This window comes from Streptomyces sp. NPDC005423 (assembly GCF_040606415.1).
Taxonomy (GTDB): Bacteria; Actinomycetota; Actinomycetes; order Streptomycetales; family Streptomycetaceae; genus Streptomyces.
Map to the genome: position 1 here is coordinate 1 of NZ_JBEXET010000030.1, position 25,637 is coordinate 25,637.

22 protein-coding genes are annotated in these 25,637 nt (G+C 71.0%); 16 read left to right on the forward strand and 6 right to left on the reverse strand.

All coding sequences use genetic code 11. From position 1 onward, the window contains the following. Window positions 1-137 precede the first annotated feature (137 nt). Entirely contained in the window at window positions 138-1,898 is a 1,761-nt protein-coding gene (locus ABZT12_RS26805) for an ABC transporter substrate-binding protein (RefSeq protein ID WP_356389176.1), read from the reverse strand. Window positions 1,899-1,976: 78 nt separating this feature from the next. Further along, window positions 1,977-3,005, reverse strand: coding sequence for an ABC transporter permease (locus ABZT12_RS26810; RefSeq protein WP_356389178.1), 1,029 nt, complete (start codon window positions 3,003-3,005; stop codon window positions 1,977-1,979). A 439-nt stretch (window positions 3,006-3,444) separates the two neighbouring features. On the opposite strand from ABZT12_RS26810, the gene ABZT12_RS26815 reads away from it, so the two are divergent. The 5 genes from ABZT12_RS26815 (at window position 3,445) to ABZT12_RS26835 (ending at window position 9,088) form a co-directional block, all read left to right on the forward strand. Continuing rightward, the gene (locus ABZT12_RS26815; protein WP_356389180.1) at window positions 3,445-5,076 is read left to right on the forward strand and encodes an ABC transporter substrate-binding protein; all 1,632 of its coding nucleotides are present in this window, start codon (window positions 3,445-3,447) and stop codon (window positions 5,074-5,076) included. A gap of 5 nt (window positions 5,077-5,081) precedes the next feature. Beyond that, window positions 5,082-6,005, forward strand: a complete 924-nt coding sequence (locus ABZT12_RS26820) for an ABC transporter permease (protein ID WP_356389182.1) — start codon at window positions 5,082-5,084, stop codon at window positions 6,003-6,005. 76 nt (window positions 6,006-6,081) lie between these two features. Next, the gene (locus ABZT12_RS26825; protein WP_356389328.1) at window positions 6,082-7,014 is read left to right on the forward strand and encodes an ABC transporter permease; all 933 of its coding nucleotides are present in this window, start codon (window positions 6,082-6,084) and stop codon (window positions 7,012-7,014) included. 9 nt (window positions 7,015-7,023) lie between these two features. Continuing rightward, a complete protein-coding gene (locus ABZT12_RS26830; RefSeq protein WP_356389184.1) occupies window positions 7,024-8,007 on the forward strand; it encodes an ABC transporter ATP-binding protein in 984 nt (327 codons plus the stop codon). Next, window positions 7,991-9,088 carry a dipeptide ABC transporter ATP-binding protein gene (locus tag ABZT12_RS26835; RefSeq protein ID WP_356389186.1) on the forward strand — a complete coding sequence of 366 codons (1,098 nt, stop codon included), beginning with the start codon at window positions 7,991-7,993 and terminating at the stop codon, window positions 9,086-9,088. Before ABZT12_RS26830 ends, ABZT12_RS26835 begins: the two co-directional genes overlap by 17 nt. A 214-nt stretch (window positions 9,089-9,302) precedes the next feature. On the opposite strand, the gene ABZT12_RS26840 is transcribed toward ABZT12_RS26835, so the two are convergent. Further along, window positions 9,303-11,426, reverse strand: a complete 2,124-nt coding sequence (locus ABZT12_RS26840; protein ID WP_356389188.1) for a prolyl oligopeptidase family serine peptidase — start codon at window positions 11,424-11,426, stop codon at window positions 9,303-9,305. Between the two features lie 189 nt (window positions 11,427-11,615). Between ABZT12_RS26840 and ABZT12_RS26845 the strand changes: the two genes are divergently transcribed. The 9 genes from ABZT12_RS26845 to ABZT12_RS26885 all read left to right on the forward strand — a co-directional run bounded on the left by ABZT12_RS26845 (window position 11,616) and on the right by ABZT12_RS26885 (window position 21,235). Further along, complete coding sequence (locus ABZT12_RS26845; protein ID WP_356389190.1) at window positions 11,616-11,810, forward strand: hypothetical protein; 195 nt, start codon at window positions 11,616-11,618, stop codon at window positions 11,808-11,810. A 1,008-nt stretch (window positions 11,811-12,818) separates the two neighbouring features. After that, the gene (locus ABZT12_RS26850) at window positions 12,819-13,733 is read left to right on the forward strand and encodes a helix-turn-helix domain-containing protein (protein ID WP_356389192.1); all 915 of its coding nucleotides are present in this window, start codon (window positions 12,819-12,821) and stop codon (window positions 13,731-13,733) included. A 184-nt stretch (window positions 13,734-13,917) separates the two neighbouring features. Continuing rightward, complete coding sequence (gene mshB / locus ABZT12_RS26855; RefSeq protein WP_356389194.1) at window positions 13,918-14,775, forward strand: N-acetyl-1-D-myo-inositol-2-amino-2-deoxy-alpha-D-glucopyranoside deacetylase; 858 nt, start codon at window positions 13,918-13,920, stop codon at window positions 14,773-14,775. Further along, a complete protein-coding gene (locus tag ABZT12_RS26860; protein WP_356389196.1) occupies window positions 14,775-15,191 on the forward strand; it encodes a DUF6113 family protein in 417 nt (138 codons plus the stop codon). Before mshB ends, ABZT12_RS26860 begins: the two co-directional genes overlap by 1 nt. 153 nt (window positions 15,192-15,344) lie before the next feature. Beyond that, window positions 15,345-17,513, forward strand: a complete 2,169-nt coding sequence (locus ABZT12_RS26865) for a hypothetical protein (protein WP_356389198.1) — start codon at window positions 15,345-15,347, stop codon at window positions 17,511-17,513. A gap of 194 nt (window positions 17,514-17,707) precedes the next feature. Next, on the forward strand, window positions 17,708-18,655 hold the full coding sequence (locus ABZT12_RS26870) for an ABC transporter ATP-binding protein (RefSeq protein WP_356389200.1): 948 nt from the start codon (window positions 17,708-17,710) through the stop codon (window positions 18,653-18,655). Then, complete coding sequence (locus ABZT12_RS26875; protein ID WP_356389202.1) at window positions 18,652-19,392, forward strand: ABC transporter permease; 741 nt, start codon at window positions 18,652-18,654, stop codon at window positions 19,390-19,392. The genes ABZT12_RS26870 and ABZT12_RS26875 overlap by 4 nt, the downstream gene beginning before the upstream one ends. Window positions 19,393-19,466: 74 nt before the next feature. Then, entirely contained in the window at window positions 19,467-20,624 is a 1,158-nt protein-coding gene (locus tag ABZT12_RS26880) for a histidine kinase (protein WP_356389330.1), read from the forward strand. Continuing rightward, entirely contained in the window at window positions 20,621-21,235 is a 615-nt protein-coding gene (locus tag ABZT12_RS26885) for a response regulator transcription factor (protein WP_356389204.1), read from the forward strand. Before ABZT12_RS26880 ends, ABZT12_RS26885 begins: the two co-directional genes overlap by 4 nt. A gap of 19 nt (window positions 21,236-21,254) precedes the next feature. Here ABZT12_RS26885 and ABZT12_RS26890 read toward each other — a convergent pair whose 3' ends face one another. Together ABZT12_RS26890 and ABZT12_RS26895 are read right to left on the reverse strand one after the other, a co-directional pair. Beyond that, the gene (locus ABZT12_RS26890; RefSeq protein ID WP_356389206.1) at window positions 21,255-22,106 is read right to left on the reverse strand and encodes a transglutaminase-like domain-containing protein; all 852 of its coding nucleotides are present in this window, start codon (window positions 22,104-22,106) and stop codon (window positions 21,255-21,257) included. Window positions 22,107-22,218: 112 nt separating this feature from the next. Continuing rightward, a complete protein-coding gene (locus ABZT12_RS26895) occupies window positions 22,219-23,214 on the reverse strand; it encodes a GNAT family N-acetyltransferase (protein ID WP_356389208.1) in 996 nt (331 codons plus the stop codon). A 140-nt stretch (window positions 23,215-23,354) separates the two neighbouring features. On the opposite strand from ABZT12_RS26895, the gene fdxA reads away from it, so the two are divergent. Then, window positions 23,355-23,675: a ferredoxin gene (fdxA, locus tag ABZT12_RS26900; protein ID WP_003973842.1), complete on the forward strand. Its 321-nt coding sequence runs from the start codon at window positions 23,355-23,357 to the stop codon at window positions 23,673-23,675. Between the two features lie 146 nt (window positions 23,676-23,821). Next, window positions 23,822-24,922, forward strand: a complete 1,101-nt coding sequence (locus ABZT12_RS26905; protein ID WP_356389210.1) for a bifunctional succinyldiaminopimelate transaminase/glutamate-prephenate aminotransferase — start codon at window positions 23,822-23,824, stop codon at window positions 24,920-24,922. Between the two features lie 67 nt (window positions 24,923-24,989). Here ABZT12_RS26905 and ABZT12_RS26910 read toward each other — a convergent pair whose 3' ends face one another. Then, window positions 24,990-25,418 carry an ATP-binding protein gene (locus ABZT12_RS26910; RefSeq protein ID WP_356389212.1) on the reverse strand — a complete coding sequence of 143 codons (429 nt, stop codon included), beginning with the start codon at window positions 25,416-25,418 and terminating at the stop codon, window positions 24,990-24,992. Window positions 25,419-25,637 lie beyond the last annotated feature (219 nt).

The window sequence follows — 25,637 nt, forward strand, 5'->3', positions numbered from 1 at the left end:
CGGGTGTTGTCGTGTCGGACCATCAGGGGGTACGTGGGGGTGGGCCCAGCGCGGGGGGGGGCGGGGGGGGGGGGGGGGGGGGGGGGGGGCGGGGGGGGGCGGCCACTCGGGTGGCCGCCCCAACGGATCGTGCGCGGTTACGACTTGGCGTACAGCTTGCAGAGCGCGACGCAGGTGTTGCCGGCGTCGTACACGACGTTGCCGACCTTGGACCCGTGCATCCAGTTGCGGATGGAGTGGTAGTCCGGGACGACCGGCGCGAGTTCCATGATCTGGCGGTCGATGTCGCCCCAGGCCTTGTTGGCCTTGGCGGTGTCCGCGATCGTGGCGGCCGCGTCGATGGCCTTGTTGACGCTCGCGTCGTTCAGCTGGGCGTAGTTGCTGCGGCCGTCGCCGATGTTCTTGCCGCTCCAGCAGGGGTAGAAGACGGAGTAGCCGTTCGGCCAGTCCGGGCTCCAGCCGGCGGCGAACAGGTCGTAGCCGTTGTCGATCTTGCCGATCTGCGTGTAGAAGGTCGACTTGTCGATCTGCTTGTTGACGACCTGGAAGCCGGCGGCCTCCAGCGCGTTCTTGATGGCGACGGCCTGCTTCACCGCGTTGTCCGAGGACTGGTAGGCGATGACCAGCTTCTGGCCGACCTTGCCGGCCTCCTTCAGCAGCGCCTTGGCCTTGACGGGGTCGCCGCCCGGCTTCGTGGTCACGCCGTACAGGTCGAACTTCTCGTAGCCGGGGGTCACCGGGCTGAGGATCGTGGAGGCCAGCGCGCTGGTGGAGGCACCGCCGCGGATCGTCTGCAACTGCTGGTGCGGCCACGCCCAGTTGATGGCCTGGCGGACCTTGACGTCCTTGATGCGGGTCGTGTTGATCGGCCAGTAGTACGTGACCGTGTCGACCTGGGTGAGGACGCGCTGCTTGAGCGTGGCGTTGGTGAGGACCTGGGCGGTGCGCTCGGGGGCGACCTCGTTGAAGATCGACATCGCGTGCTGGTCGTTGCCCTTGTCCGCGATGTAGCGGTCGGTGGAGGCGACGTTTTCGAAGCCGAACTGGAAGAGGTACTTGTCCGGGTAGGCGTTGCGGATCGCGTCCGTCGCCGGGTCCCAGTGGGTGTTGCGCACGTACGTCATCGACTTGCCGACCTGACGGCTCTCGATCTTGTACGGGCCGCAGGAGTACGGGCGCTTGTCGTACTTCTCCTTGGTGTCGTGCTTCTTGGGCACGAGACCGTAACCGGGCATCGCCAGCGTGTAGTTGAAGTCGGCGCGGGCCTCGGTGAGGGTGAAGGTGATGGTCTTGCCGGAGACCGCGATCGAGCTGAGGCTCTTGCCGTCGTAGGGGCCCTTGTACTTGTCGCCGCCGACCAGCCACTGCTGGACGTAGCGCGGACCCTCGGTGACGAAGGAGGCGAAGAGGCGCTCGAAGGTGTGGCGGAGGTCGTCCATGGAGACGTCCGCGCCGTCCTCCCACTTGACGCCGTCCTTCAGCGTGAAGGACCAGGTCTTGCCGCCGTCCTTCATGGTGCCGGCGTCCGTGGCGACGTCGCCGACCAGCGTGCAGCCGCCCTTTTCGTCGATCTTGTAGCCGGTGAGGCCGCGCAGGATCGGACGGGTGATGGCGCCCTCGGTCGAGACGTAGATCTGGGCCGGGTCCAGGTGGTCCATGTCGAACTGGTCCAGCGAGTAGATCGTCCCGCCCTTGACCGCGCCGGTGACCTCGGGGGCCGGACCGGTGGAGTCGGCCTTGGAGCCGACCGGGATGTTCATGGTCTTGGCCGCGCCGACCGAGGGCACCTTGTTGTTCGAGGAGCCGCTGCCGCTGCCGCTGCTGCAGGCGCTCAGCACGGTGGTGCCGGCGGCGGCCACCCCGGTGGCGATCAGGAAGTTTCTACGGGAAAAGGACATGCTGGGCCTGCCTCAGAAAAGAGTCGGATCGAACGGGGCCAGCCGGACGTCGTTGATCCGGACCGGAGTTGGACTGGATTAGCCCTTGGACTTCGGGTCGAGTGCGTCGCGCACCGAGTCGCCGAGCAGGTTGAAGGCGAGCACGAAGATCACCATCGTCAGGCCCGGGAAGAGCATGAAGGTGAAGTCCTCGGTGTAGAACTGGGCGCCGCGCTGGATCATGACGCCCCAGTCCGGGGTCGGGTCGATGATGCCGACGCCGAGGAACGCGAGACCGGCCTCCGCGGTGACGAAGGCCGGGAGCATGAGCGTGGACTGGATGATGATCGGGGTCCACAGGTTGGGCAGCAGTTCCTTGAACACGATGCGCCGCGGCGAGGCCCCCGTGACCTTGGCGGCCTCGACGAACTCCCGCTCGCGCAGGCCGAGTACCTGGCCGCGCAGCAGACGGGCGATGGAGGCCCAGCCGAAGGCGGAGAGCACCACGATCAGAGCGGTGGCGCGCAGCCAGGTCGGGATGTTGTCGTCGGGGGCGACGAAGAGGCCGTAGATGACCGGCATGAAGGCGATGAAGAACAGGGTGGACGGGAACGACAGGACGATGTCGATGATCCGGCCGACGAGGTAGTCGGTCCGGCCGCCCAGGTAGCCCGCGGTGACGCCGACGACCACGCCCAGCAGCGTGGTGAGGATGGTGGCCGCCGCGGCGATCCCCAGGGAGGTGCGGATGCCGTAGATCAGGAAGGTGAACACGTCACGGCCGAGCTGCGGCTCGATGCCGAACCAGAACTCCGAGCTCATGCCGCCGTTCGGGCCCGAGGGGTACGAGAAGGCGTTGAGCAGGCCGGGGTTCTGGCTGGCGTAGGTCGTGTACGGGTTCTTGCCGTAGAGCTTGGATATCAGCGGGGCCAGGATCGCGACCGCGAAGAAGAAGATCACGATGTAGGCGGATATAACGCCCGTGCGGTCGCGCTTGAAGCGCTTCCAGGCCAGTCGTCCCGGAGAGCGGCTCTCGTTGCCCTGGGGGATGGCGGGCGGCGCTGACTTCTCGTCGCTCTCGTCGGTCACCTCTAGGGGGGCAGCCGCGGATGGAGTTGGGGGGGTCATGGTGCTCCTGGCCCAGGCAAGGGACTGATGACTCCGCAGGGGCGCTCCCCTACGGGCTACGCCGGACTTTTTCAACGTAATTCACTCAAGGTCAATAAATTCTCGGCCGCCTTGAGTTTCTCTTTACTTTCTTTGCCCGATCATGACTCTTCCGTAGCTACGCGGGTAGCGCGCCGTAATCGATCCGTGCTTTACATCGGACCAACTGCGCGAAACGGTCAAGGAGTTCGATATGCGGACGCCTCCGTGTCGGAATGCGTACACCGGGCCGTCGCATTCCAACGGTTCGGCATCGCTTCTCAGTGATCCATTGTGCGCTCCACCGAAGATCGACCGAACGGGCCCCGGAGGTACCCCGAAGGAGTGGGCCCGCAGGCGATATACGCCTTTCGCGCTGATATTTGCCGGTAACGGATCGGCATTCCTGAGGAGGCACTCGATGCGCGGAGCCACGCACGCCGGACGGGCCGCTTGCGCGGCGGCGGTAGCCCTCGCGGCGACCGCCTGCGGGGGCGGCGGAAGCGGTGGCGGCGGCGGGGGCGGCAGCGCGCTGCTCAGCGCCTCCTGGGGGGACCCGCAGAACCCGCTGGAGCCGTCCAACACCAACGAGGTGCAGGGCGGCAAGGTCCTCGACATGGTCTTCCGCGGCCTCAAGCGCTACAACGCCAAGACCGGCAAGGCCGAGAACATGCTCGCCGACAAGATCGAGACCACGGACTCGCGGAACTTCACCGTCACGGTCAAGAGCGGTGGCAAGTTCAGCAACGGCGAGGCCGTCACCGCGAAGTCGTTCGTCGACGCCTGGAACTACGGGGCCGCCCTCAAGAACAACCAGAAGAACGCCTACTTCTTCGGGTACATCGAGGGGTACGACAAGGTCCACCCCGACAGCGGGTCGCAGAGTGCCGACACGCTCTCCGGGCTCAAGGTCACCGGCACCGACACCTTCACCGTCAGGCTGACCCAGAAGTTCTCCACCTTCCCCGACACCCTCGGCTACGCGGCCTACTCGCCGCTCCCGCAATCCTTCTTCTCCGACCACGCGGCCTGGCTCCAGAAGCCGGTCGGCAACGGCCCGTACACCATCGCCTCCTACACCAAGGGCTCGCAGATGGAGCTCAAGAAGTGGGCGGGGTACAGCGGCCCGGACAAGGCGCTGAACGGCGGCGTGACCCTCAAGGTCTACACCGACAACAACACGGCCTACACCGACCTGATGGCGGGCAACCTCGACCTCGCCGACGACATCCCCGCCGCCCAGCTCAAGAACGTCAAGAGCGACCTCGGCGACCGGTACATCAACACCCCCGCCGGCATCATCCAGACGCTCGCGTTCCCGTACTACGACAAGAACTGGAACAAGAGCGGCTCGGACAAGGTCCGCAAGGGCCTGTCGATGGCGATCAACCGGGACCAGATCACCCACACCATCTTCCAGAAGACCCGCACCCCGGCCACCGACTGGACCTCGCCGGTGCTCGGCACCCAGGGCGGCTTCCAGGACGGGCTCTGCGGGACCGCCTGCACCTACGACCCGGCCCAGGCCAAGAAGCTGGTCCAGCAGGGCGGCGGGCTGCCCGGCGGCCAGGTCAAGATCTCGTACAACGCGGACACGGGCTCGCACAAGGAGTGGGTGGACGCCGTGTGCAACTCCATCAACAACGCGCTCTCCAACGACAAGGCGTGCGTCGGCAACCCGGTCGGCACCTTCGCCGACTTCCGCAACCAGATCGGCCGGCACAAGATGACCGGGCCGTTCCGGGCGGGCTGGCAGATGGACTACCCGCTGATCCAGAACTTCCTCCAGCCGCTCTACTACACCAACGCCTCCTCCAACGACGGTCAGTGGAGCAACAAGGACTTCGACAAGCTGGTCGACCGGGCCAACGCGGAGACCGACACCGGCAAGGCGGTCAAGCTCTTCCAGCAGGCGGAGGGCGTCGTCCGGGACAACATGGCGGCCATCCCGCTCTGGTACCAGAACGGCAGCGCGGGCTATTCGAACCGGCTCTCCAACGTGGCGCTCAACCCGTTCAGCGTCCCCGTCTACAACGAGATCAAGGTCGGCTGACCCCCATGGGCCGGTACGTCGCCCGTCGCCTGCTCCAGATGATCCCGGTCTTCATCGGGGCCACCCTGCTGATCTTCCTCATGGTGAACGTGATGGGCGACCCCATCGCGGGCCTCTGCGGAGAGCGGCAGTGCGACCCGGCGACGGCCGCCCAGCTCCAGCGCGAGTTCGGCCTCGACAAGCCCGTCTGGCAGCAGTACCTGACCTACATGGGGAACGTCTTCACCGGTGACTTCGGTACGGCGTTCAACGGGCAGAAGGTCACCGAGCTGATGGCGACCGCGTTCCCCGTCACCATCCGGCTGACCGTCGTGGCGATCCTCTTCGAGATCGTCATCGGCATCACGCTGGGCGTGGTCACCGGCCTCAAACGCGGCCGGCCCGTCGACACCGGGGTGCTGCTGCTCACCCTCGTCGTCATCTCCGTCCCCACCTTCGTCACCGGCCTGCTGCTCCAACTCCTGCTCGGCGTCGAGTGGGGGTGGATCGAACCGTCGGTCTCCCCGGAGGCCACGTTCGGCGAACTGATCGTGCCGGGCCTGGTCCTCGCCTCCGTCTCGCTCGCCTACGTGACCCGGCTCACCCGGACGTCGATCGCCGAGAACAAGCGCTCCGACTACGTCCGTACGGCCGTCGCCAAGGGCCTGCCCCGACGCCGGGTGATCGTCCGTCACCTGCTGCGCAACTCGCTGATCCCGGTCGTCACCTTCATCGGTACCGACATCGGCGCCCTGATGGGCGGCGCGATCGTCACCGAGCGGATCTTCAACATCCACGGCGTCGGCTTCCAGCTCTACCAGGGCATCCTGCGCCAGAACACGCAGACCGTCGTCGGCTTCGTGACCGTCCTGGTCCTCGTCTTCCTCGCGGCCAACCTCGTCGTCGACCTCCTGTACGCCGTACTCGACCCGAGGATCCGCTATGCCTGAGCAACCGCTGGACCCGGCACCCGGAGGAGGGTTCGGGGGGCTTCCCCCGGAGAACCGCAGCATGGCCGGAACCGGCATGGGCGGCGCGATGGACCTCGCGGCGAGCGAGGCGGAGACGCTGGAGCGGACACCGGACGGCCCCGACGGCACCGGGCCGCAGGACCGGCCGCGCAGCCTGTGGTCCGACGCCTGGCGGGACCTGCGCCGCAACCCGGTCTTCGTCATCGCCGGGCTCGTCATCCTCTTCCTGATCGTCATCTCGCTCTGGCCGTCGCTGATCGCCTCCGGCAACCCGCTCCAGTGCGACCTCGCCAAGGCCCAGGAGGGCTCCCAGCCGGGCCACCCGTTCGGCTTCAACGGCCAGGGCTGCGACGTCTACACCCGGACCGTCTACGGCGCCCGTACGTCCGTCACGGTCGGTGTGTGCGCCACGCTCGGCGTCGCCCTCTTCGGCTCGCTGATGGGCGGACTCGCCGGGTTCTACGGCGGCGCCGGGGACGCGGTCCTGTCCCGGCTGACCGACGTGTTCTTCGCGATCCCCGTCATCCTCGGCGGTCTGGTCCTGCTCTCCGTGGTGACCAGCAACACGGTCTGGCCGGTCATCGGCTTCATGGTGCTGCTCGGCTGGCCGCAGATCTCCCGGATCGCCCGCGGCTCGGTCATCACCGCCAAGCAGCACGACTACGTCCAGGCCGCCCGCGCCCTGGGCGCTTCCGACTCCCGGCTGCTGCTCCGGCACATCACCCCGAACGCGGTGGCGCCGGTGATCGTGGTCGCCACCATCGCCCTCGGCACCTACATCTCGCTGGAGGCGACCCTCTCCTTCCTCGGCGTCGGCCTCAAGCCGCCGACCGTCAGCTGGGGCATCGACATCTCCGCGGCCTCCGCCTACATCCGCAACGCCCCCCACATGCTCCTGTGGCCGGCCGGCGCCCTCGCGATCACCGTGCTGGCGTTCATCATGCTCGGCGACGCGGTGCGCGACGCCCTCGATCCGAAGCTGAGGTGAGGCGGCGCCATGCTGCTCGAAGTGCGGGACCTGCACGTGGAGTTCAGAACCCGGGACGGTGTCGCCAGGGCCGTCAACGGGGTCGACTACAGCGTGGACGAGGGGGAGACCCTCGCCGTGCTCGGGGAGTCCGGATCGGGCAAGTCGGTGACCGCGCAGGCCGTGATGGGCATCCTGGACGTGCCGCCGGGCAAGATCACCGGCGGCGAGATCCTCTTCCGGGGCAGGAACCTGCTCCGGCTCAAGGAGGACGAGCGGCGCAAGGTGCGCGGCGCCGAGATGGCGATGATCTTCCAGGACGCGCTCTCGTCGCTCAACCCCGTGCTCACCGTGGGCGACCAGCTCGGCGAGATGTTCGTCGTGCACCGGGGCATGTCGCGCAAGGACGCCCGCGCCAAGGCGGTCGAACTGATGGACCGGGTGCGCATTCCCGGCGCGAGAGAACGCGTACGGCAGTATCCGCACCAGTTCTCCGGCGGCATGCGCCAGCGCATCATGATCGCCATGGCGCTCGCCCTCGAACCGGCGCTCATCATCGCCGACGAGCCGACCACCGCCCTCGACGTCACCGTCCAGGCCCAAGTCATGGACCTGCTCGCGGAGTTGCAGCGCGAACTGCGCATGGGGCTCATCCTCATCACCCACGACCTGGGAGTCGTCGCCGACGTCGCCGACAAGATCGCCGTCATGTACGCGGGCCGGATCGTCGAGTCGGCGCCGGTCCACGACATCTACAAGGCGCCCGCCCACCCGTACACCAGGGGCCTGCTGGACTCGATCCCGCGGCTGGACCAGAAGGGCGAGGAGCTCTACGCCATCAAGGGCCTCCCGCCGAACCTGATGAACATCCCGCCCGGCTGCGCCTTCAACCCGCGCTGCCCGATGGCCCAGGACGTCTGCCGCACCGACGAACCGCCGCTGTACGCGGTGGACGAACTCCGGGGCAGCGCCTGCCACTTCTGGAGGGAGTGCCTGCATGGCCGCGACGACTGAGCCGGCGACCGCCGAGCCGATCCTGGAGGTCGACGGACTGGTCAAGCACTACCCGCTCACCCAGGGCATCCTCGTCAGGCGCCAGGTCGGGTCGGTCAAGGCCGTCGACGGCGTCGACTTCGCGCTCGGCCGCGGCGAGACCCTCGGCATCGTCGGCGAGTCCGGCTGCGGCAAGTCGACCGTCGCCCGGATGCTGGTCAACCTGGAGCGGCCGACGGCCGGTTCGATCCGGTTCAAGGGCGAGGACATCACCAAGCTGTCCGCCCGCGCCCTGAAAGCGGTGCGGCGCAACATCCAGATGGTGTTCCAGGACCCGTACACCTCCCTCAACCCGCGGATGACGGTCGGCGACATCATCGGGGAGCCGTACGAGATCCATCCCGAGGCGGCGCCCAAGGGCGACCGGCGCCGCAAGGTGCAGGACCTGCTGGACGTGGTCGGGCTCAACCCCGAGTACATCAACCGCTATCCGCACCAGTTCTCCGGCGGCCAGCGCCAACGCATCGGTATCGCACGGGGGTTGGCGCTGCGCCCCGAGGTCATCGTCGCCGACGAACCGGTCTCCGCGCTCGACGTCTCCGTGCAGGCCCAGGTGATCAACCTCCTCGACCGGCTCCAGGACGAGTTCGACCTGTCGTACATCTTCATCGCCCACGACCTGTCGATCGTCCGGCACATCTCGGACCGGGTCGGGGTGATGTACCTCGGACGGATCATGGAGATCGGCCGGGACGCGGAGATCTACGACCATCCGACGCACCCGTACACCCAGGCGCTGCTGTCCGCCGTGCCCGTACCCGATCCGGACGCGCGGGAGCGTCGGGAGCGGATCATCCTCTCCGGTGACGTGCCGTCCCCGACCAACATCCCCTCCGGCTGCCGCTTCCGCACCCGGTGCTGGAAGGCCCGGGAGCGGTGTGCGCAGGAGGTGCCGCTGCTCGCGGTGCCGGCCGAGTTCCGGTTCACGGCCGGTCCCGCGGCCCACGAGTCGGCCTGCCATTTCGCGGAGGAGAAGCGGGTGGTCCCCCCGGAGGACCGGCCGGGCACGCCGCCGGGAGGTCGCACCGAGGGCACGGAATAGCCGTACAAAACGGCCCGAACCCGCGTTAACACAGAGGCAACTCGACCGACCCGGTGCCGATATACGGACGCGTCAACCTGGACGACGTACGGCCGTGCGGGTGCCGTAAACGGACCGGGGCGCGCCATGTAGCCCCGGTCCGTTGCCCGTTGCCCGTTGCCCGTTGCCCGTTGCCCGTTGTCGGTTGTCGGTTGTCGGTTGCCGGTGGCGGTTGTCAGGGCGTGAGCCCCAACGAGCGCTGCAAGAAGTCGAGTTGGAGCAGCAGCAGGTTCTCCGCCACCGCCTCCTGCGGGGTCATGTGCGTCACCCCGGACAGGGGCAGCACCTCGTGCGGACGGCCCGCCGCGAGCAGCGCCGAGGAGAGCCGCAGGGAGTGGGCGACCACCACGTTGTCGTCCGCCAGGCCGTGGATGATCAGCATCGGGCGGTGCGGCCCGGCCGCGTCCACCAGGCCCGCGTCGTCGATCACCGAGTTGCGCCGGTAGACCTCGGGCTGTTCGGCCGGGTGCCCGATGTACCGCTCCTGGTAGTGGGTGTCGTACAGCCGCAGATCGGTGACCGGGGCGCCGACCACCGCCGCGTGGAAGACGTCGGGGCGGCGCAGCACGGCGAGGGCGGCCAGATAGCCGCCGAACGACCAGCCCCGGACGGCGACCCGGCTCATGTCGAGCGGGAAGTCGGCGGCGAGCGCCTGGACGGCGTCCACCTGGTCCTGGAGGACGACCGCCGCGAGGTCGTCCCGGACCGCCTTCTCCCAGGCCGGGGAGCGGCCCGGCGTGCCCCGTCCGTCCGCGACGACCACCGCGAACCCCTGGTCGGCGAACCACTGCGAGGTGAGGTGCGCGTTGTGCGTGGCCGTGACGCGCTGCCCGTGCGGGCCGCCGTAGGGGTCCATCAGGACGGGAAGCGGATTCCGGCCGTCGTAGTCCCGTGGCATAAGCACGGCGCACGGGACACGGCGTGCGCCCCCCTGTGTCAAGGTGATGCGCGGGGACATACCGGGGTTTTCGGCATAGGACGTGACGGTCACCGTCTTCCTGCCCTCGCGCAGCACCTGTGCCCGGGTGCCCGGCCGGTCCGGCACCGACGAGACGAGGACGGTCACGCCCCCGGCGCGTACCGCGGAGTGCACGCCGGGCTCCCGTGAGAGGCGCTCCAGCCCGCGCTCGTTGACCCGGTAGACATGCACCTCGCCGATCTCCGGGGTCTCGGCGTCCTCGCCCGCCGATGCCGCGACCAGCGCGTCGTCGGCCGATACGTCCAGTACCGCGCGGACGTGCAACTGCGGTCCGGTGAGAGGTCGTTCACCGACCGCGAGGACTCGGGCTCCCCCTTCGTCGGCGATCCGCACCAGCTGTCCCGAGGGGCTCCAGCAGGGCACACCGGGGAAAAGATCAAGCCAAACCGGATCTTCGTCGGCGTGCACCATCCGCGTCGTCCCCGTCTCCGGGTGGACCGCCAGGTAGAGCTGGCTGCGCTGGTCCCGGGCCTGTACGAGGAGGAGCGGGGCACCCGCCGCTGACCAGTGCACATGCGCCAGATACGGGTACCGGGCGCGGTCCCAGACGACCTCCGTCCGCGCCCCGTCGAGGCTGAGCACGAAGAGTCGTACCTCCGCGTTGTCGGTGCCCGCCGCCGGGTAGGCGACGGCGTGCGGGGCGCGCTCCGGGTGGGCCGGGTCGGCGATCCACCAGCGCCGGACGCGCGTGGTGTCCACCCGCGCGACCAGCAGCCGGTCCGATTCGGGCGACCACCAGAAACCTCGGGAACGGCCCATCTCCTCGGCCGCGATGAACTCGGCGAGACCGTAGGTGACGTGCTCCGACTCCGGTTCGGCGAGGGTCCGTTCGCCCGTCCCGTCGGCGCCGACCACCCGCAGCGAACCCTCCGCCGCATACGCGAGATGCCGGCCGTCGGGTGCGGGTCGCGGGTCGATCACCGGTCCGCGGACCGGGATCTCACGTGCTGTGCCGGTCCGCAGTTCGGCCGCGAAAAGCCGCCCTGACAAGGCAAAGGACGCCAACTCCACAGCGCTGTCGGTGGCGTAGCCGACGATGCCCGCGCCTCCCTCGCGGCTGCGCTCGCGTCGGGCCCGCTCCTCGGGCGGAAGGTCCTCCGAGGCGCCGCCCAGCAAGGCGTCCGGGTCGGCCGCCACGCGCTCCCGGCCGTCCGCCGGGTCCAGGGTCCACAACGCGTTCGCCCGGTCCGTGCCGGAGGGGGAACGCAGGAACACGACCCGGGAACCGTCGGGCGCCACGGTGAACGCGCGTGGCGCACCGAGAGTGAAACGCTGGGTGCGGGCGTGGCGTCGGGGGAAGGAGTCAGCCTCGGTGGTCATCCCCTGACCATATTGGCCATGCGCCCCCTTGTGCGGCTGTGCGCCGATCGATGCGCGAGCGCGGATAGTTATGATCACTAGCGCTGTGTGGGTATGAACCCGCTGGCTGCTTCATGGATTTGCTGCATGGATCTGTTGCCCCCGTCAGTCCGACCCCGCGTCCCTGGGATCCTTTGGAGGTGAGCCGCCGTGGCACTCTCGATTTCGGCGGTGGTGCTGCTGGCGATCATCGTCTTCCTTCTGATCAAGAAGTCCGGTCTGAAAGGCGGGCACGCGGTCGTCTGCATGCTCCTCGGCTTCTATCTGGCCTCCTCGACGGTCGCGCCCACGATCAGCGACCTGACGACCAACATCGCGAGCATGATCGGCAGCATCAAGTTCTGACCGGCGCCGGTCGCGGACCCCGGCGGGCGAGTGCCCCGGGGTCTGCCGCGCGACCGTCGCAGTCGCTTGGCCGCCGCGGGCAGGGGAGTTGAGCGGCGCACCGCTCTGTCCGCTCCTTCGTCCCGTGCGTCGCCACCGTCCTCACGTCCGGCGGGGTCGAGGTTGTGCCGGTCGGCCTCGGCCGACCGATGCCGCTGCCCCTGTCCTTGGCCGGGTGGTCGGCAGCGGAAAGCGTGTCACTTCGGCGCGAAGTGTCACGCTTTCGCGGGAGGGGTGGGTGCGGCCCAGGCCTCGGACGCGTGGGTGACGCAGTCCGTCCGCGCGGTCGCGCCGATGGCGAATCGGGGGCCTTCGACGGTTCTCGAGTCGCGGACGTGCACGGGGTAAGCGCAGTAGCGATCTCCACGCACGACTCACCGTCGTTGTCGCCGCTGTAACTGGCCTTGCACAAAGCCGAGTTCGAAGGCGTCTGCGGCAGTGGACTTGTGCATCGTGTCTCTCCCGGCAGCGGCTCGATGGGGGCCCGACGACTCCGGTGGGGGAGAGCTAGCGCTCGGATGGTGTCGTGGCGCAGTAGGTCACCGACCCGCGCGGTGTCAGGCTGCGGACTGCTGCTCAGCGACCCGCTCGCCGACCGCTGCGGCTGGGCTCCGGGACCGCACCCCCGTAAGCCGGTCTGGGCGGGCTTCGTACTCAACCCCGCACCGATCCCCGCACCGAACCCCAGAAACCCGAACTTCGGTGCAAGTGGCGCCTTTTCTCCCAAGGACCACGACGGTGAAAGAACCCCCACCAAGCCCCACCCCACCCTCCCGGGCAGTCCGGCCCGGCGATCACCTATGTGGGTGAACGTCACCAACTGGGCTGGTTGCCGAGGGGGTTGCGTGATCTACGCTCAGCGCGACACCAACTCAGCACGCCAGCAACAACTACAGACATGCGACGGCCCCCGCCGGGACTGCAATCCCAGGGCGAGGGCCTGACCACCGAGGAAGTAGGAGCTTCCCGATGGATACCCGCGACATTACCGCGCCCGCGCACGCCCGGTCCCGGCACACCGCCGGCAAACACCCGAACCAACGGCCCGGCGGGCTCACGCACGACAACGCCCGTCACACCGCCCGCTTCACGGTGATCGGCAACCACCTGGCCCAGCACCCGGAGTTGTCGGGCCTCGCGATCGGACTCGGCGTCCATATCCAGTCCCTTCCCGCAGGCGCCCGCGTCGACATCAAGACCCTCGCCGCCCGCTTCCCGGAAGGCACGACCCGCATCGCCGCCGCACTCCGGGAGTTGGAGGCCCACGGCTACCTCCGCCGCGAACGGCACCGCGTCCCCGACGGCCGTATCGTCACCCGCACGATCTCCTGCAACCAGCCCGGCCCCCGTAGGGACTCCCGCACCCCCCTCGCGGCAGCCGCACCCGCGACCCGGCGGAAGCGGACACCCCGCAAACCCCTCCCCGCCGTACCGCGCCCCGGGTATCCGGCCCCCGCGCTCCTCCAGACGGCCACGGACCTCCTGGCAGACCTCCGCCGTCACGCCCCCGAGTTCCTCCTGTCGGTGGGTGACACGGCCCACCTCGCCCCAGGCGTCGCGGCGTGGCTGGAGCGAGACGTCACCCCCACAGCCGTACGCCATGCTCTGATCGCCGACCTGCCCCCTGAGGGAGTACGCCGCCCCGCAGCGCTCCTCGCCCACCGCCTGGCCGCGCAACTGCCGCCACCGCCGCCGTTCCGGACCCCCGCGCCACCGCCGGACGTACGCCACCCACTCCGCAACTGCGACGGCTGCGAGCGCGCCTTCCGCTCACCGGCCCCAGGACGCTGTCATGACTGCCGAACCGGTCTTCCCGAGGCGCCGCCCAGCACGAACCGGACGGTCCTTCCCCCGGGCACACACGACGGGGAGCGAGCGCCATGACCATCGCCCCGGACAACGCGCCCACAGGGCGCCGCACACCGGTACCGGGCCATGAGGGACGTCGTGCAGTCCACCGACGCCTCCGTCACCATCGGCGGCCGGACGATTCCGACGGACAGCCTGCCGCGTTACGCGGACCCGGGCGCCAAGGAGCCCAAGGCCTGAACTCTCGTAGGGTGGCACTATGACGGAACTGCCCGCCCGGCGTCTGTTGCTGGTGCACGCGCACCCGGACGACGAGTCGATCAACAACGGCGCGACCATGGCCGCCTACGCGGCCCGGGGCGCCCACGTGACGCTGGTCACGTGCACCCTCGGCGAGCGCGGCGAGGTCATTCCGCCCCCGCTGCGACACCTGTCGGGGGCGGCCCTGGCCGAGGAGCGCGAGCGGGAGCTGGCGGCGGCCATGGCGGAGCTCGGCGTCACCGACTTCCGCCTCCTCGGCGGCCGGGGCCGCTACCGCGACTCCGGGATGACGGGCACCGCCGACAACGACGACCTTCGCTGCTTCTGGCAGGCCCCGCTCGACGAGGCCGCCGGACACCTGGTCGACGTGATCCGCGAGGTACGGCCCCAGGTGCTCATCACCTACGACCCCGACGGCGGCTACGGCCACCCCGACCACGTCCAGGCCCACCGCGTCGCCCTGCGCGCCGCCGAACTGGCCGCCGCCCAGGGGCACTTGATCGACAAGATCTACTGGAACCGTGTGCCCCGGTCCGTCGCGCTGGCCGGCTTCGCGCGGCTCGACGACGACCTGCCCCGGCTGCCCTTCTCCAAGGCGGCGAGCGTGGCCGACGTACCCGGCGTCGTGGACGACGGGCGGATCACCGCCGCGGTCGACGGCACGGAGTACGCCGGTGCGAAGATCGCCGCGATGCGCGCCCACGCCACCCAGATCGAAGTGGCGCCCGGGAAGCCGTACTTCGCCCTCTCCAACGAGCTCGCGCAGCCCGTCTTCACCACCGAGTACTACGAGTTGGCGCGGGGCGAGCCAGGCGCGGCACGTGAGACGGATCTCTTCGAAGGGCTGGGTGTGTGATGGGCACCGACAACGGCGGAAGCCTGCTTGCCCAGCCGCTGCGACCGCCGTCCCCCGGGCGGATCGCGGCCTGCGTGGGCCTCTTCGTGCTCGGCGCGGTGGTCGGCGTGGCCGGGGCGCTGGTGCAGGGCGGCTGGTTCCCGGGCGGCCTGCTGCTCGCCCTCGTCGGCGCGGCCGGGCTCTTCTCCGGCGGAGCACGGGCCCTCGGCAGCCGGAGCGGGGCCGTCGCACCGGCCGCCGGCTGGATGATCGCCGTCATCCTGCTCACCGTGACCCGTCCCGAGGGGGACTTCCTCTTCGGAGCGGGAGTAGGCTCCTATCTCTTCCTGCTCGGCGGGATGGCTCTGGCTGTGATCTGCGCCACCCTCGGCTCCGGGCGGCAACCAGGTGCGCCCGACGTCCGACTTGGCAAGTGACGTACCACTTCGCGGGGGCCCGCGCGTGCGCGTCCGGGGTGGTTTTCCCCGGCGGTCGTGGGATACGCGCCAGAAGTGGCCAGTATGGTGGTGCGCGCCGCCGAGCCGCCCGTGGGTTGTGTCGGGCGGCGGAGCCAACCGGGAGAACTTGCCTTGAGTCGTGAAACTGACATTCCGTCCTCCGGGCCCGACGGGCGCGGCGGAGCCGCCTACCCCTCGGGGACCCCGCCGTACGGAACGCCCACGGCTTCCGACGACCGTACGGAGGCGGGGCGTTCGGCCGCGCAGCCGGAGGAACGCAAGACCGAGACCACGCTGACGACCCGGATCCGGATCAACATCCCCGGGTCACGCCCCATTCCGCCGGTCGTCGTCCGCACGCCCGTCGCGGAGAGCGAGAGCACGGACCCCGACCCCACGGCGACCGCCCCGGCCGGCGGTGCCGAGCAGCAGTCGCCGGGTGCCCCGGCGGCCGGCAGCGCCCTGGAGCCGTACGGCCGGACCGCGGGGCCGGGCGACGAGAAGCCCAGCGACTGGTTCGCGCCCCGCAAAGCCGGTTCCGGCAAGGGCGGTCCGGGCGCGACCGGTACCAACGGGGCCGGAATTCCCGGCGGTTCGGCCGCGGGCGGCGGTGCGGCCACGGGCGCTCCGGGCGCCGGTGCGCCGCGCGCCGGGGGTTCGACTTCGAGCGGTAACCGTCCCGGCGGAGTGACCGGTGCCATGAGCCTGCCGAGCGGCTCGCGTCCCGGCGGCGCGGCAGGCGCCGGCGGGACGAGCGGCGCCGGCGGGACCAACGGCGCCGGGTACGCCGGGGCCACCGGCTCCGGACCCGTGGCCCCCGGGCACGGCGGCGGCACCGGTTCCTTCGACGTGACCGAGGCGCTGGCGGCCGGCGGCTCCCGGCCCTCCGGCGGCCAGGGCGAGCCGCGCCGCGACGAGCTGCCGTACTTCTCGGAGCCGGGGCACGAACTCCCGCCCGGGCAGGGCGGTTTCGGTGGGGCGAACGGCGGTCCGCAGGGCCCCGCGGGACCCACCGGCGGCCCGGTCACCGGGGACGGCCCGACGGTGCCGCCGGTCGGCGGCGGACCCAGCCCCTTCAACGACTTCACCGCCGGACCCGGCGCCGGTCTGAGCGACGACACCGCGGTGCTCACCCCGCAGAAGCCCGCCTCCGGCGGCCCGGGCGTACCCGGCTACGGCGGAGCATCCAACGACAACGTCTCCGGACACACCGTCACCAGCGGTATCCCGGTCGTCCCCGCCGCCGGCAACGGGCCGTTCGGACCGGGCGCCCACACCGACGGCCCGCTGCCGCACACGCCCCCGAAGCGGCCCGAGCCGGCCGGCCGGAGCACCCCCGCCGCCGGGAAGAAAAAGAAGAAGGGCCGCAGCAAGCTCGTACTGCTGGGCACGCTCGTGATCCTCGCCGCAGCGGGCGCGTACGGCGCCGGGCTGCTGATGAACCACTCCGACGTGCCCAAGGGCACCACCGTGCTCGGCGTCGACATCGGCGGGGGCACCCGGGACGACGCGGTCAAAAAGCTCGACGACGCCTTCGGCGGCCGGGTGAACAAGCCGCTGAAGCTGTCGGTGGACGGCTCCACCGTCACGCTCAAGCCGGACCAGGCCGGGCTCCAGTTCGACACGACGGCCACCGTCAGCGCGGCTGCCACGAGCGACTACAACCCGGTCTCCGTGATCGGCTCGCTCTTCGGTGGACACCGGGTCGTCGCCCCCGAGATGCCGGTCGACGAGGAGAAGCTGCAAGCCGCTCTGCAGAGCGCGGCGGGCGGCGCCGGCTCGGTCACCGAGGGCTCCATCAAGTTCGAGTCGGGCAAGGCGGTCGCCGTCTACGGCAAGGCGGGCAAGGGGATAGACGCCGCCCAGGCCGCGCACGCCGTCGAGGAGGCGTACCGGACCCAGGTGGAGACCGACGCGACCACCCCGGTGAAGGTCCCCACCACCACCAGGCAGCCGACGGTCTCCAACGCCGAGGTCGACCGTGAGATGAAGGCGTTCGCCCAGCCGGCGATGTCCGCCAACGTCACCGTGCAGACGGACGCGGCGCACTCCGTCCCGATGAGCCCGCAGAACTCGCTGTGGAAGTTCCTCAAGGTGACGGCCGTCGACGGCAAGCTGGTCGACAAGCCCGACCTGGTCGCCCTGAAGAACCTGTACGGGCAGGCCTTCGACGGTGTGACGATCGCCCGGGCCAACGGCAAGAAGACCGCCGTCACCCCCCAGGACGTCTACGTCGCCCTCCGCACGGCCCTGCTGAGCAAGACCGACCGGATCGCCGTCATCGACACCAACCCCAGCTAGCCGGTCCGTCCGCACGGCAGAGGCGGAGGGGGCGTCCGGTCACCGGGCGCCCCCTCCGTCGTACGGCAGCCGGACGACCGCCGCGTACGCCGACTCGCCTCGTACGTCCACTCGTCGCGTATGACAACTGTCATGCCGTACGGCGGACCGCCGACACTGCCGGGCACCGACTCCCCGCCGCCACCATGGTGGTCATGACGACAACAGCGGTGACCACCACCCCGGTGGTCGGGTTCGACCAGGTGAGCAAGGGCTACGGGAACGTACGGGCCGTCGACGGACTGTCGCTCGCGCTGTACCCGGGGGAGACGGTGGCCCTGCTCGGCCCGAACGGCGCGGGCAAGTCGACCACCCTCGATCTGCTGCTCGGCCTCAAACACCCCGACAGCGGCACGGTGAACGTCTTCGGCACCAGCCCCCGCGAGGCGATCGTCGCCGGGCGGGTCGGCGCGATGCTCCAGAGCGGCGGCCTGATGGACGAGGTGACCGTCGCCGAACTGGTGCGGCTCGCCTGCGCTCTGCACCCCAAGCCGTACAAGGCCGCCGACGTGATCGCCCGCGCGGGCATCGCGCAGATCGCCGACCGCAAGGTCAACAAGCTCTCCGGCGGCCAGGCGCAGCGGGTGCGGTTCGCGCTCGCGACGGCCGGCGACAGCGATCTGATCGTGCTGGACGAGCCCACCACGGGCATGGACGTCTCCGCCCGGCAGGCCTTCTGGGCCACCATGCGCGAGCAGGCCGACCAGGGCCGTACGGTCCTGTTCGCCACCCACTACCTCGAAGAGGCCGACGCCATCGCCGACCGGGTGCTCGTGCTGCACCGGGGCCGGCTGCTCGCCGACGGCACCTCCGCCGAGATCAAGGCGAAGGCGGGCGGCCGCCGGATCTCCTTCGACCTGGAAGGCGCGATCGAGGAGGCCCCGCTGCGCGGCCTGCCCTTCCTGACCTCCATCAGCGTCTCCCGCGGCGGCTCCGCCGCCGGTGCCGGCCACACGATCCGCATCCGGTCCAGCGACGCCGACGCGACCGTCCACGCGCTCTACGGACTCGGGCTCTACCCCCGCAACCTCGAAGTCGCCGGGCTCGGCCTGGAGCAGGCGTTCGTGGCCATCACCGAGGCCGAGGAGGCCAAGCAGTCATGAACAGCCTCATCAAGCTGGAGCTCGCCCGCGCCCTGCGCAACCGCAAGTTCCTGTTCTTCTCGGTGATCTACCCCTCGGCCCTCTTCCTGCTGATCGCGGGCAACTCCGGCAGCACCGACAGGATCGACGGCACCGGCCTCACCGTCGCCACCTACATGATGGTCTCGATGGCCTCCTTCGGCGCGCTGACCGCCGTGCTGATGGGCAACAGCGAGCGCATCGCCAAGGAGCGGGAGAGCGGCTGGGTACGGCAGTTGAGGCTCACCACGCTGCCGGGGCGCGGCTACGTGTTCGCGAAGACGGCGAGCGCCGCCGTGGTCAGCCTGCCGTCGATCGTCATCGTCTTCCTGGTCGCCGCGGCCCTGAAGGACGTCCGTCTGGACGCCTGGCAGTGGCTCGCGCTCACCGCCGCGATCTGGGCCGGCAGCCTGGTGTTCGCCGCGCTCGGGGTGGCCATCGGCTACCTGGCGAGCGGGGACGCGGTCCGGCCGATCACGATGATCACCTACTTCGGTCTCTCGATGCTGGGCGGTCTGTGGATGCCCGCCACGACCTTCCCGCAGTGGCTCCAGTCCATCGCCGAGTGGCTGCCCACGCACGCGTACGCTGCCCTGGGGCAGGCCATCGAGCAGAGCCGGTCGCCCCACGCCAGGGACATCACCCTCCTCGTCGTCTACTTCGTCCTCTTCGCGGGCGGCGCGGCGTGGCTGTACCGGAAGGACACGCTGAAGGCGTGAGCGCGATGACGGACGACGGTACGGACGACGGCAGGGACGAGCGTACGGACGGCGGTGCCGAGGGGTACCGGATGATGCGCCTGGGGGAGCCGCCGCGCAACCTCGGCCAGGCGGTCAGCAAGCTCGTGTGGATCATGCCCTGGCTGGTCTTCTTCAGCTCGCCGGTGCGCGACCTCCTCTCCGGCCACCACGGCTCCGCCGCCACGGCGGCCGGCTGGGCGGGGTTCGGAGTCTTCGTCGGGACCTATCTGGCCCTGGTCTTCCGGAACGTGAGCCGGGCCTTCTCCGGACCGGTCGTCGGCGTCCTGGTGGCCCTGCTCGGCGCCCTCGCCGTCGCCCTCTCCCTCACCATGGGCCCGGCCTGGCTCGGCCTCTTCGTCTACGTCTCCGTCGCCTGCGGGGCCACCCTCACGATGCGGGCCGCCTACGTCACGATCCCGCTGACCACCGTCACGATGCTCCTGGTGGGGCTGCACGGCGGCGAGGACGACGCGTGGGACCTGGTCCTGCTGGTGCTGCTGATCGGCTTCGCGATGACCGGCGTACGGCAACTGGTGCGCACGACCGTCGAGTTGCGCAAGGCTCGCGCCACCGTCGCCCAACTGGCCGCGAACGAGGAACGGTTGCGGCTCGCCCGCGATCTGCACGACCTGCTGGGCCACTCCCTCTCCCTGATCACGCTGAAGAGCGAACTGGCCGGCCGGATGCTCCCCGGCCAACCGGAGAAGGCGGCCCAGCAGGTCGCCGACATCGAACAGGTCAGCCGCCAGGCCCTGGTCGACGTCCGCGAGGCGGTCACCGGCTACCGCCGCACCCGGCTGGCGGACGAACTCGCCGGTATCCAGCTCGCGTTGACGGCAGCCGGCGTCACCGCCGACCTGCCAGCCGAACCGGACCTCGCCGAACTCCCCGAGGAGAACGAGGCCGCCCTCGCCTGGGCGCTGCGCGAGGCAGCCACCAATGTCGTACGGCACAGCGGCGCCCGGCGCTGCGCCGTGGCACTCGTCCGCCGCCAGACCCTGGAGGGGCCGATGCTCGAACTCTCCGTCGAGGACAACGGGTCCGGCGGCTCCGGCCAGGGCCCCGGCAACGGTCTCACCGGGCTCACCGAACGCCTGGAGAAGGTCGGCGGCTCCCTGGAGGCGACCCGGCTCAAGCGCGGGTTCCGGCTGGTGGCCCGGGTGCCCGCGGGTGCTCCGGCGCCGAAAGGGGACGTAGGATCCCCGGCATGAGCCGCACGATCAAGGTCCTCCTCGCCGAGGACCAGTCGATGGTCCGGGAAGCGCTCGCCGCCCTGCTCGGACTGGAGGACGACATCGAGGTCGTCGCCCAAGTGGCGCGCGGCGACGAGGTGCTGGCGGCCGTCCGGGAGCACGGCGTGGACGTGGCCCTGCTCGACATCGAGATGCCGGGCTGCACGGGCATCGAGGCCGCGGCCCAGGTCCACCGGGAACTGCCCGAGGTGAAACTGGTCGTCCTGACCACCTTCGGCCGCCCCGGCTATCTGCGCAGCGCCATGGAGGCGGGCGCCGGCGCGTTCCTGGTCAAGGACGCCCCGGCGGCCCAACTCGCGGCGGCCGTAAGGAAGGTGCTGGCCGGCGAGCGGGTGATCGACCCCACGCTGGCGGCGGCGGCGCTGGCCGAGGGCGCCAACCCGCTCACCGACCGGGAGCGCGAGGTGCTGCGCGCGGCGGCGGACGGCTCCACCAACGCGGAACTCGCCAAGACCCTGCACCTCTCTCAGGGCACGGTCCGCAACTACCTCTCCACGGCGATCCAGAAACTGGCGGTGCGCAACCGCGCGGAGGCGGTCCGCACGGCGCGGGAGAAGGGCTGGCTGTGAGTTTCCCGGGCGCCGGGGCTCAGTTGAGCCTCGCGCGGGCCGCGAGCGCCTGGCGCCGCACCCGCTCGGCCGCCCCTCCGTCCACCGCGGCCACCACGTCGGCGTACGCCTCCAGTTCGGTCGCCCCGGTGACGAAATCGCCGCGCTGGACCAGGAGTTGGGCCCGGTCGTAGCGCAGCCGCGCCGGATGCGACGGCAGGGACAGCGACAACTCCACGGCCCACAACGCCACATCGGACCGTTCAGGGCGGGTCGTCGTCCACGCCCTGATGTTGTTCAGGATCCGCGCCACCACCTCCAGCGGATCGGCGGGCGTCAGCATCGACGGCTCCAGGGACCCGCCCGTCGCCCCGGCCACCAGCAGCTCCGCGTCGGCCCCCGACAGCACCCGGCCGCCGTCGAACGGATCGACGAGCACCCGCTCCTCGCCCGCACCGAACCCCACGACGAAGTGCCCCGGCAGCGCCACCCCGTGCACGGGCGCCCCCGCCCGCCGGGCCACCTCCAGCCACACCACGGAGAGCAGGATGGGCAGCCCCCGCCGGCGCCGCAGCACCTCGTGCAGCAGCGAGGACTCCAGCCGTCGGTACTCACCCGGCGTGCCGTGGAACCCGCCGCGCTCACCCAGCACCCGGCGCAGCGCGGCGGCCCAGGCCGCGGGCGCGCCGGGCCGGAAGGGAACCGTCCCGGCCAGCCGGTCCAGCTCCATCTGCGCCGCGTCGCACCCGGCCTCGTCGAGCGTCACGTCGGCCGCCGCGCCCACCAGCAGGCACAGCGCCGCCAGATCGGGCCGCTCCCGGCGCGCCTCCTCGGCGAAGGCGCGACGGACTTCGGCGGCCCGCTCGGGCGGCGGGGGACAGGGGCCGGGCATGACGGGTTCGGGCCTCCTCACGGGGACGGGGGACGGGGGCGGGGGGCGGGCATGCTCACGGGGACGGGGGCAGGGTGCCGCCGGGGGCGGCCCGGCCGGCCGGGCGCCGGGCTCACCGCGGCGGCTCGCGGTAGTGGTGGTAGGCGTGATGCGCCCCGAAGCCCATACCGGCGTAGAGCGCCCGCGCTCCGGCGTTCTCCGTCTCGACCTGGAGCCACGCCGCCGACGCGCCCTCGGCGAGAGCGCGCCCGGCCAGGGCGGCCATGACGACGGTGGCCAGGCCCCGCCGCCGTAGGGCCGGGTCGACCTCGACCGCGGCGAAACCCGCCCAGCGCCCGTCCACGACACACCGTCCGATCGCCGCCGGCACCCCGCCCTCGCCCGGCACCGTCGCGAACCACACCGAGGGACCGCCGTCCAGCACCTTCAGGGCCACCTCGCCCACCCCCTTGCGCTGGTAGCGCGTCAGCCACGTCTCGTCGGCCGCCCGGGACAGCACGGCTCCGGCACCCGCCGCCCGGTCCGCGACCGGTGCCAGCGCCCCGGTCCACAGCTCGGCCGTCACCTCCCGCGTCCAGCCCCGCCGCTCCAGCTCCGCACAGAGCAACTCCTCGGTCCCCTCGGCGCCGGTCGCGGCCTGCACGTAGGCGGGCAGCCCGCGGTCGCCGTACCACCGTCGTACGGCGGTGAGCGCCTCGTCGAGGGGGCGGCCGGGGTCGCCGAGCGGGAGCACCGAGTTGGCGCGCCGGGTGAAGCCGGAGGCGGCGCGCAGCCGCCACTCGCCGAGCGGCTCGCTCTCGACCGGCGGCCAGCCGCGCGCGCAGACCGTCGCGAGCTCCCGGTAGGAGGCGGCGGGGCCACGGCGGCGGGCCGGCGCGGCGGGCACGACCTTGCCCGCCACCAGGGAGGACTCCGCCAGATGGACCGTCTCGCCGCTCTTACGCGTGATCAGCAGCACACCGTTGTCCCATGATGTGAGAACCCCCACCGTGTCGGTGAACTTCTCGACACCCTCCCCGGGTTCGTTCAGGCGTCGAACAGAGACCCGTTTACCCACGTCAGCAGCGGAGATGCGGACCTCGAGCCGTCCACCCGCAGAGATTTCCACAGGTCAGTTCACCCCTCCTGTATGGATCACGCCCCGGAACGGAGATACTAGGTGCGGGCATGCACGACGCCGCGCTCCCGCGCGCCAGGCGGCGGAGCCTACGGAGGCCCGCCAGCGCCCTATCGAGGAGGAACGACAGCGTGACCTACGTCATCGCGCAGCCTTGTGTAGACGTCAAGGACAAGGCGTGCATCGAGGAGTGCCCGGTCGACTGCATCTACGAGGGCCAGCGGTCCTTGTACATCCACCCGGACGAATGCGTCGACTGCGGAGCCTGTGAGCCGGTCTGCCCGGTAGAGGCGATCTTCTACGAGGACGACACTCCCGAGGAGTGGAAGGACTACTACAAGGCCAACGTCGAGTTCTTCGACGAGCTCGGCTCCCCGGGCGGCGCCAGCAAGCTCGGCCTGATCGAGCGCGACCATCCCTTCGTCGCCGCGCTGCCGCCGCAGAACCAGTAGCAGCGGCCGGTCCGTCGCACCGCCTCGGTCCCGTACGGCCGGATCACCTCGACCGTGATCGCCGTACGGGGCCGAGGCGTTCGCCGTGCACCGGTCCGTACGGGCCGTACGAGCCGCCGTACGCGCCAGAAAGTGAGCCTGATCCCGTGTCCGCAGTCTCCGACCGCCTGCCCGCCTTCCCCTGGGACAAGCTGGAGCCGTACAAGAAGACGGCCGCGGCACACCCCGACGGCATCGTGGACCTCTCCGTCGGGACCCCCGTCGACCCGGTTCCCGAGCTGATCCAGAAAGCGCTGGTCGCGGCGGCCGACTCGCCCGGCTATCCGACGGTCTGGGGCACGCCGGAGCTGCGGGACGCGCTCACCGGCTGGACGGAGCGCCGCCTCGGCGCCCGGGGCATGACCCACCGCCACGTCCTGCCCGTCGTCGGCTCCAAGGAACTGGTCGCCTGGCTCCCCACCCAGCTGGGCCTCGGCCCCGGCGACCGGGTGGCCCACCCGCGGCTGGCGTACCCGACGTACGAGGTGGGCGCCCGGCTGGCCCGCGCGGAGCACGAGGTCTACGACGACCCGACCGAGCTGGACCCGGCGGGCCTGAAACTGCTCTGGCTCAACTCGCCGTCCAACCCCACCGGCCAGGTGCTGCCCAAGGACGAGCTGACCCGGATCGTGGCCTGGGCCCGCGCGCACGGGGTGCTGGTCTTCTCCGACGAGTGCTACTTCGAACTCGGCTGGGAGGCCGAGCCGGTCTCGGTGCTGCACCCGGACGTCAACGGCGGCTCGTACGACGGCATCGTTTCCGTGCACTCCCTCTCCAAGCGCTCCAACCTGGCGGGCTACCGCGCGGCCTTCCTGGCCGGCGACCCGGCGGTGCTCGGCCCGCTGCTGGAGATCCGCAAGCACGGCGGCCTGATGACCTCGGCGCCGACCCAGGCGGCGGTGGTGGCGGCGCTCGGCGACGACACCCACGTCCGCGAACAGCGTGAGCGGTACGCGGCCCGCCGGACGGTCCTGCGCGAGGCGTTGCTCGCGCACGGCTTCCGCATCGAGCACAGCGAGGCCAGTCTCTACCTCTGGGCCACCCGCGGCGAGTCCTGCTGGGACACCGTCTCCCGCCTCGCCGACCTCGGCATCCTGGTCGCCCCCGGGGACTTCTACGGCACGGCGGGCGGCTCGTTCGTCCGCGTGGCGCTGACGGCGACGGACGAGCGGGTCCGCGCGGCGGCCGAGCGGCTGGGCGCGGCGTAGGACGCGGCCGGACAGGCGGGAGGGGTCCAGGGAGGCTCTCCCTGGACCCCTCGGCTGCGGGGCGTGGTCAGCCGAGCGGCAGGCCCTTCAGCGGCAGCCGGCCCGCGGACGGCAGGCCGCCGCCGGTCGCCCCGGTCGCCGTCTTCGCGGTGGAGCCGAGCAGCCCCCCGGCCCGTCCGGCGGTCTCGCCGGCGACCTTCTGCGCGGCCGGGGCGGCCGTCCTGGCCACCTTGCCGCCGGACTTGCCGGCGGCCGGCAGCGCCTGCTGGACCGCCTTGCCGCCGGACGTGCCGGCCAGTCCAGTGGCGTGCTGAGCGACGCCGCCGACGGGGTCGCCGAGGCTCGGCCCGTCGAGCGCGGTCAGGCCGCCCAGGTTCGGGGTGGCCGGCAGGGAGGGGGCCGCACCGGCGGAGCCGGCCGCACCGACCCCGGCTGCCGCTCCGGCTGCGACGAGCAGGGCGACACGGGCGATCCGGCGGGTCAGGGGGAGGGACATGGTGCTCCTTGTGTGATCTCCGGGCTCGGACGCAGTGACTACCGCGCGAAGCCCACGAAGGTTGCGGAGCGCCGGCACAAAGAGTTGGCAATGCGTCGCATTATCAGCTACGGATAAAAACGGACAAAGGGCGCCCGGTTCGAAACCTCACCACACCCGCCCAGCCCTTTGCCCGCAAGGAATCCGGCCCGGCGGGAGGGAGAGTGCGCGCACCCGTGC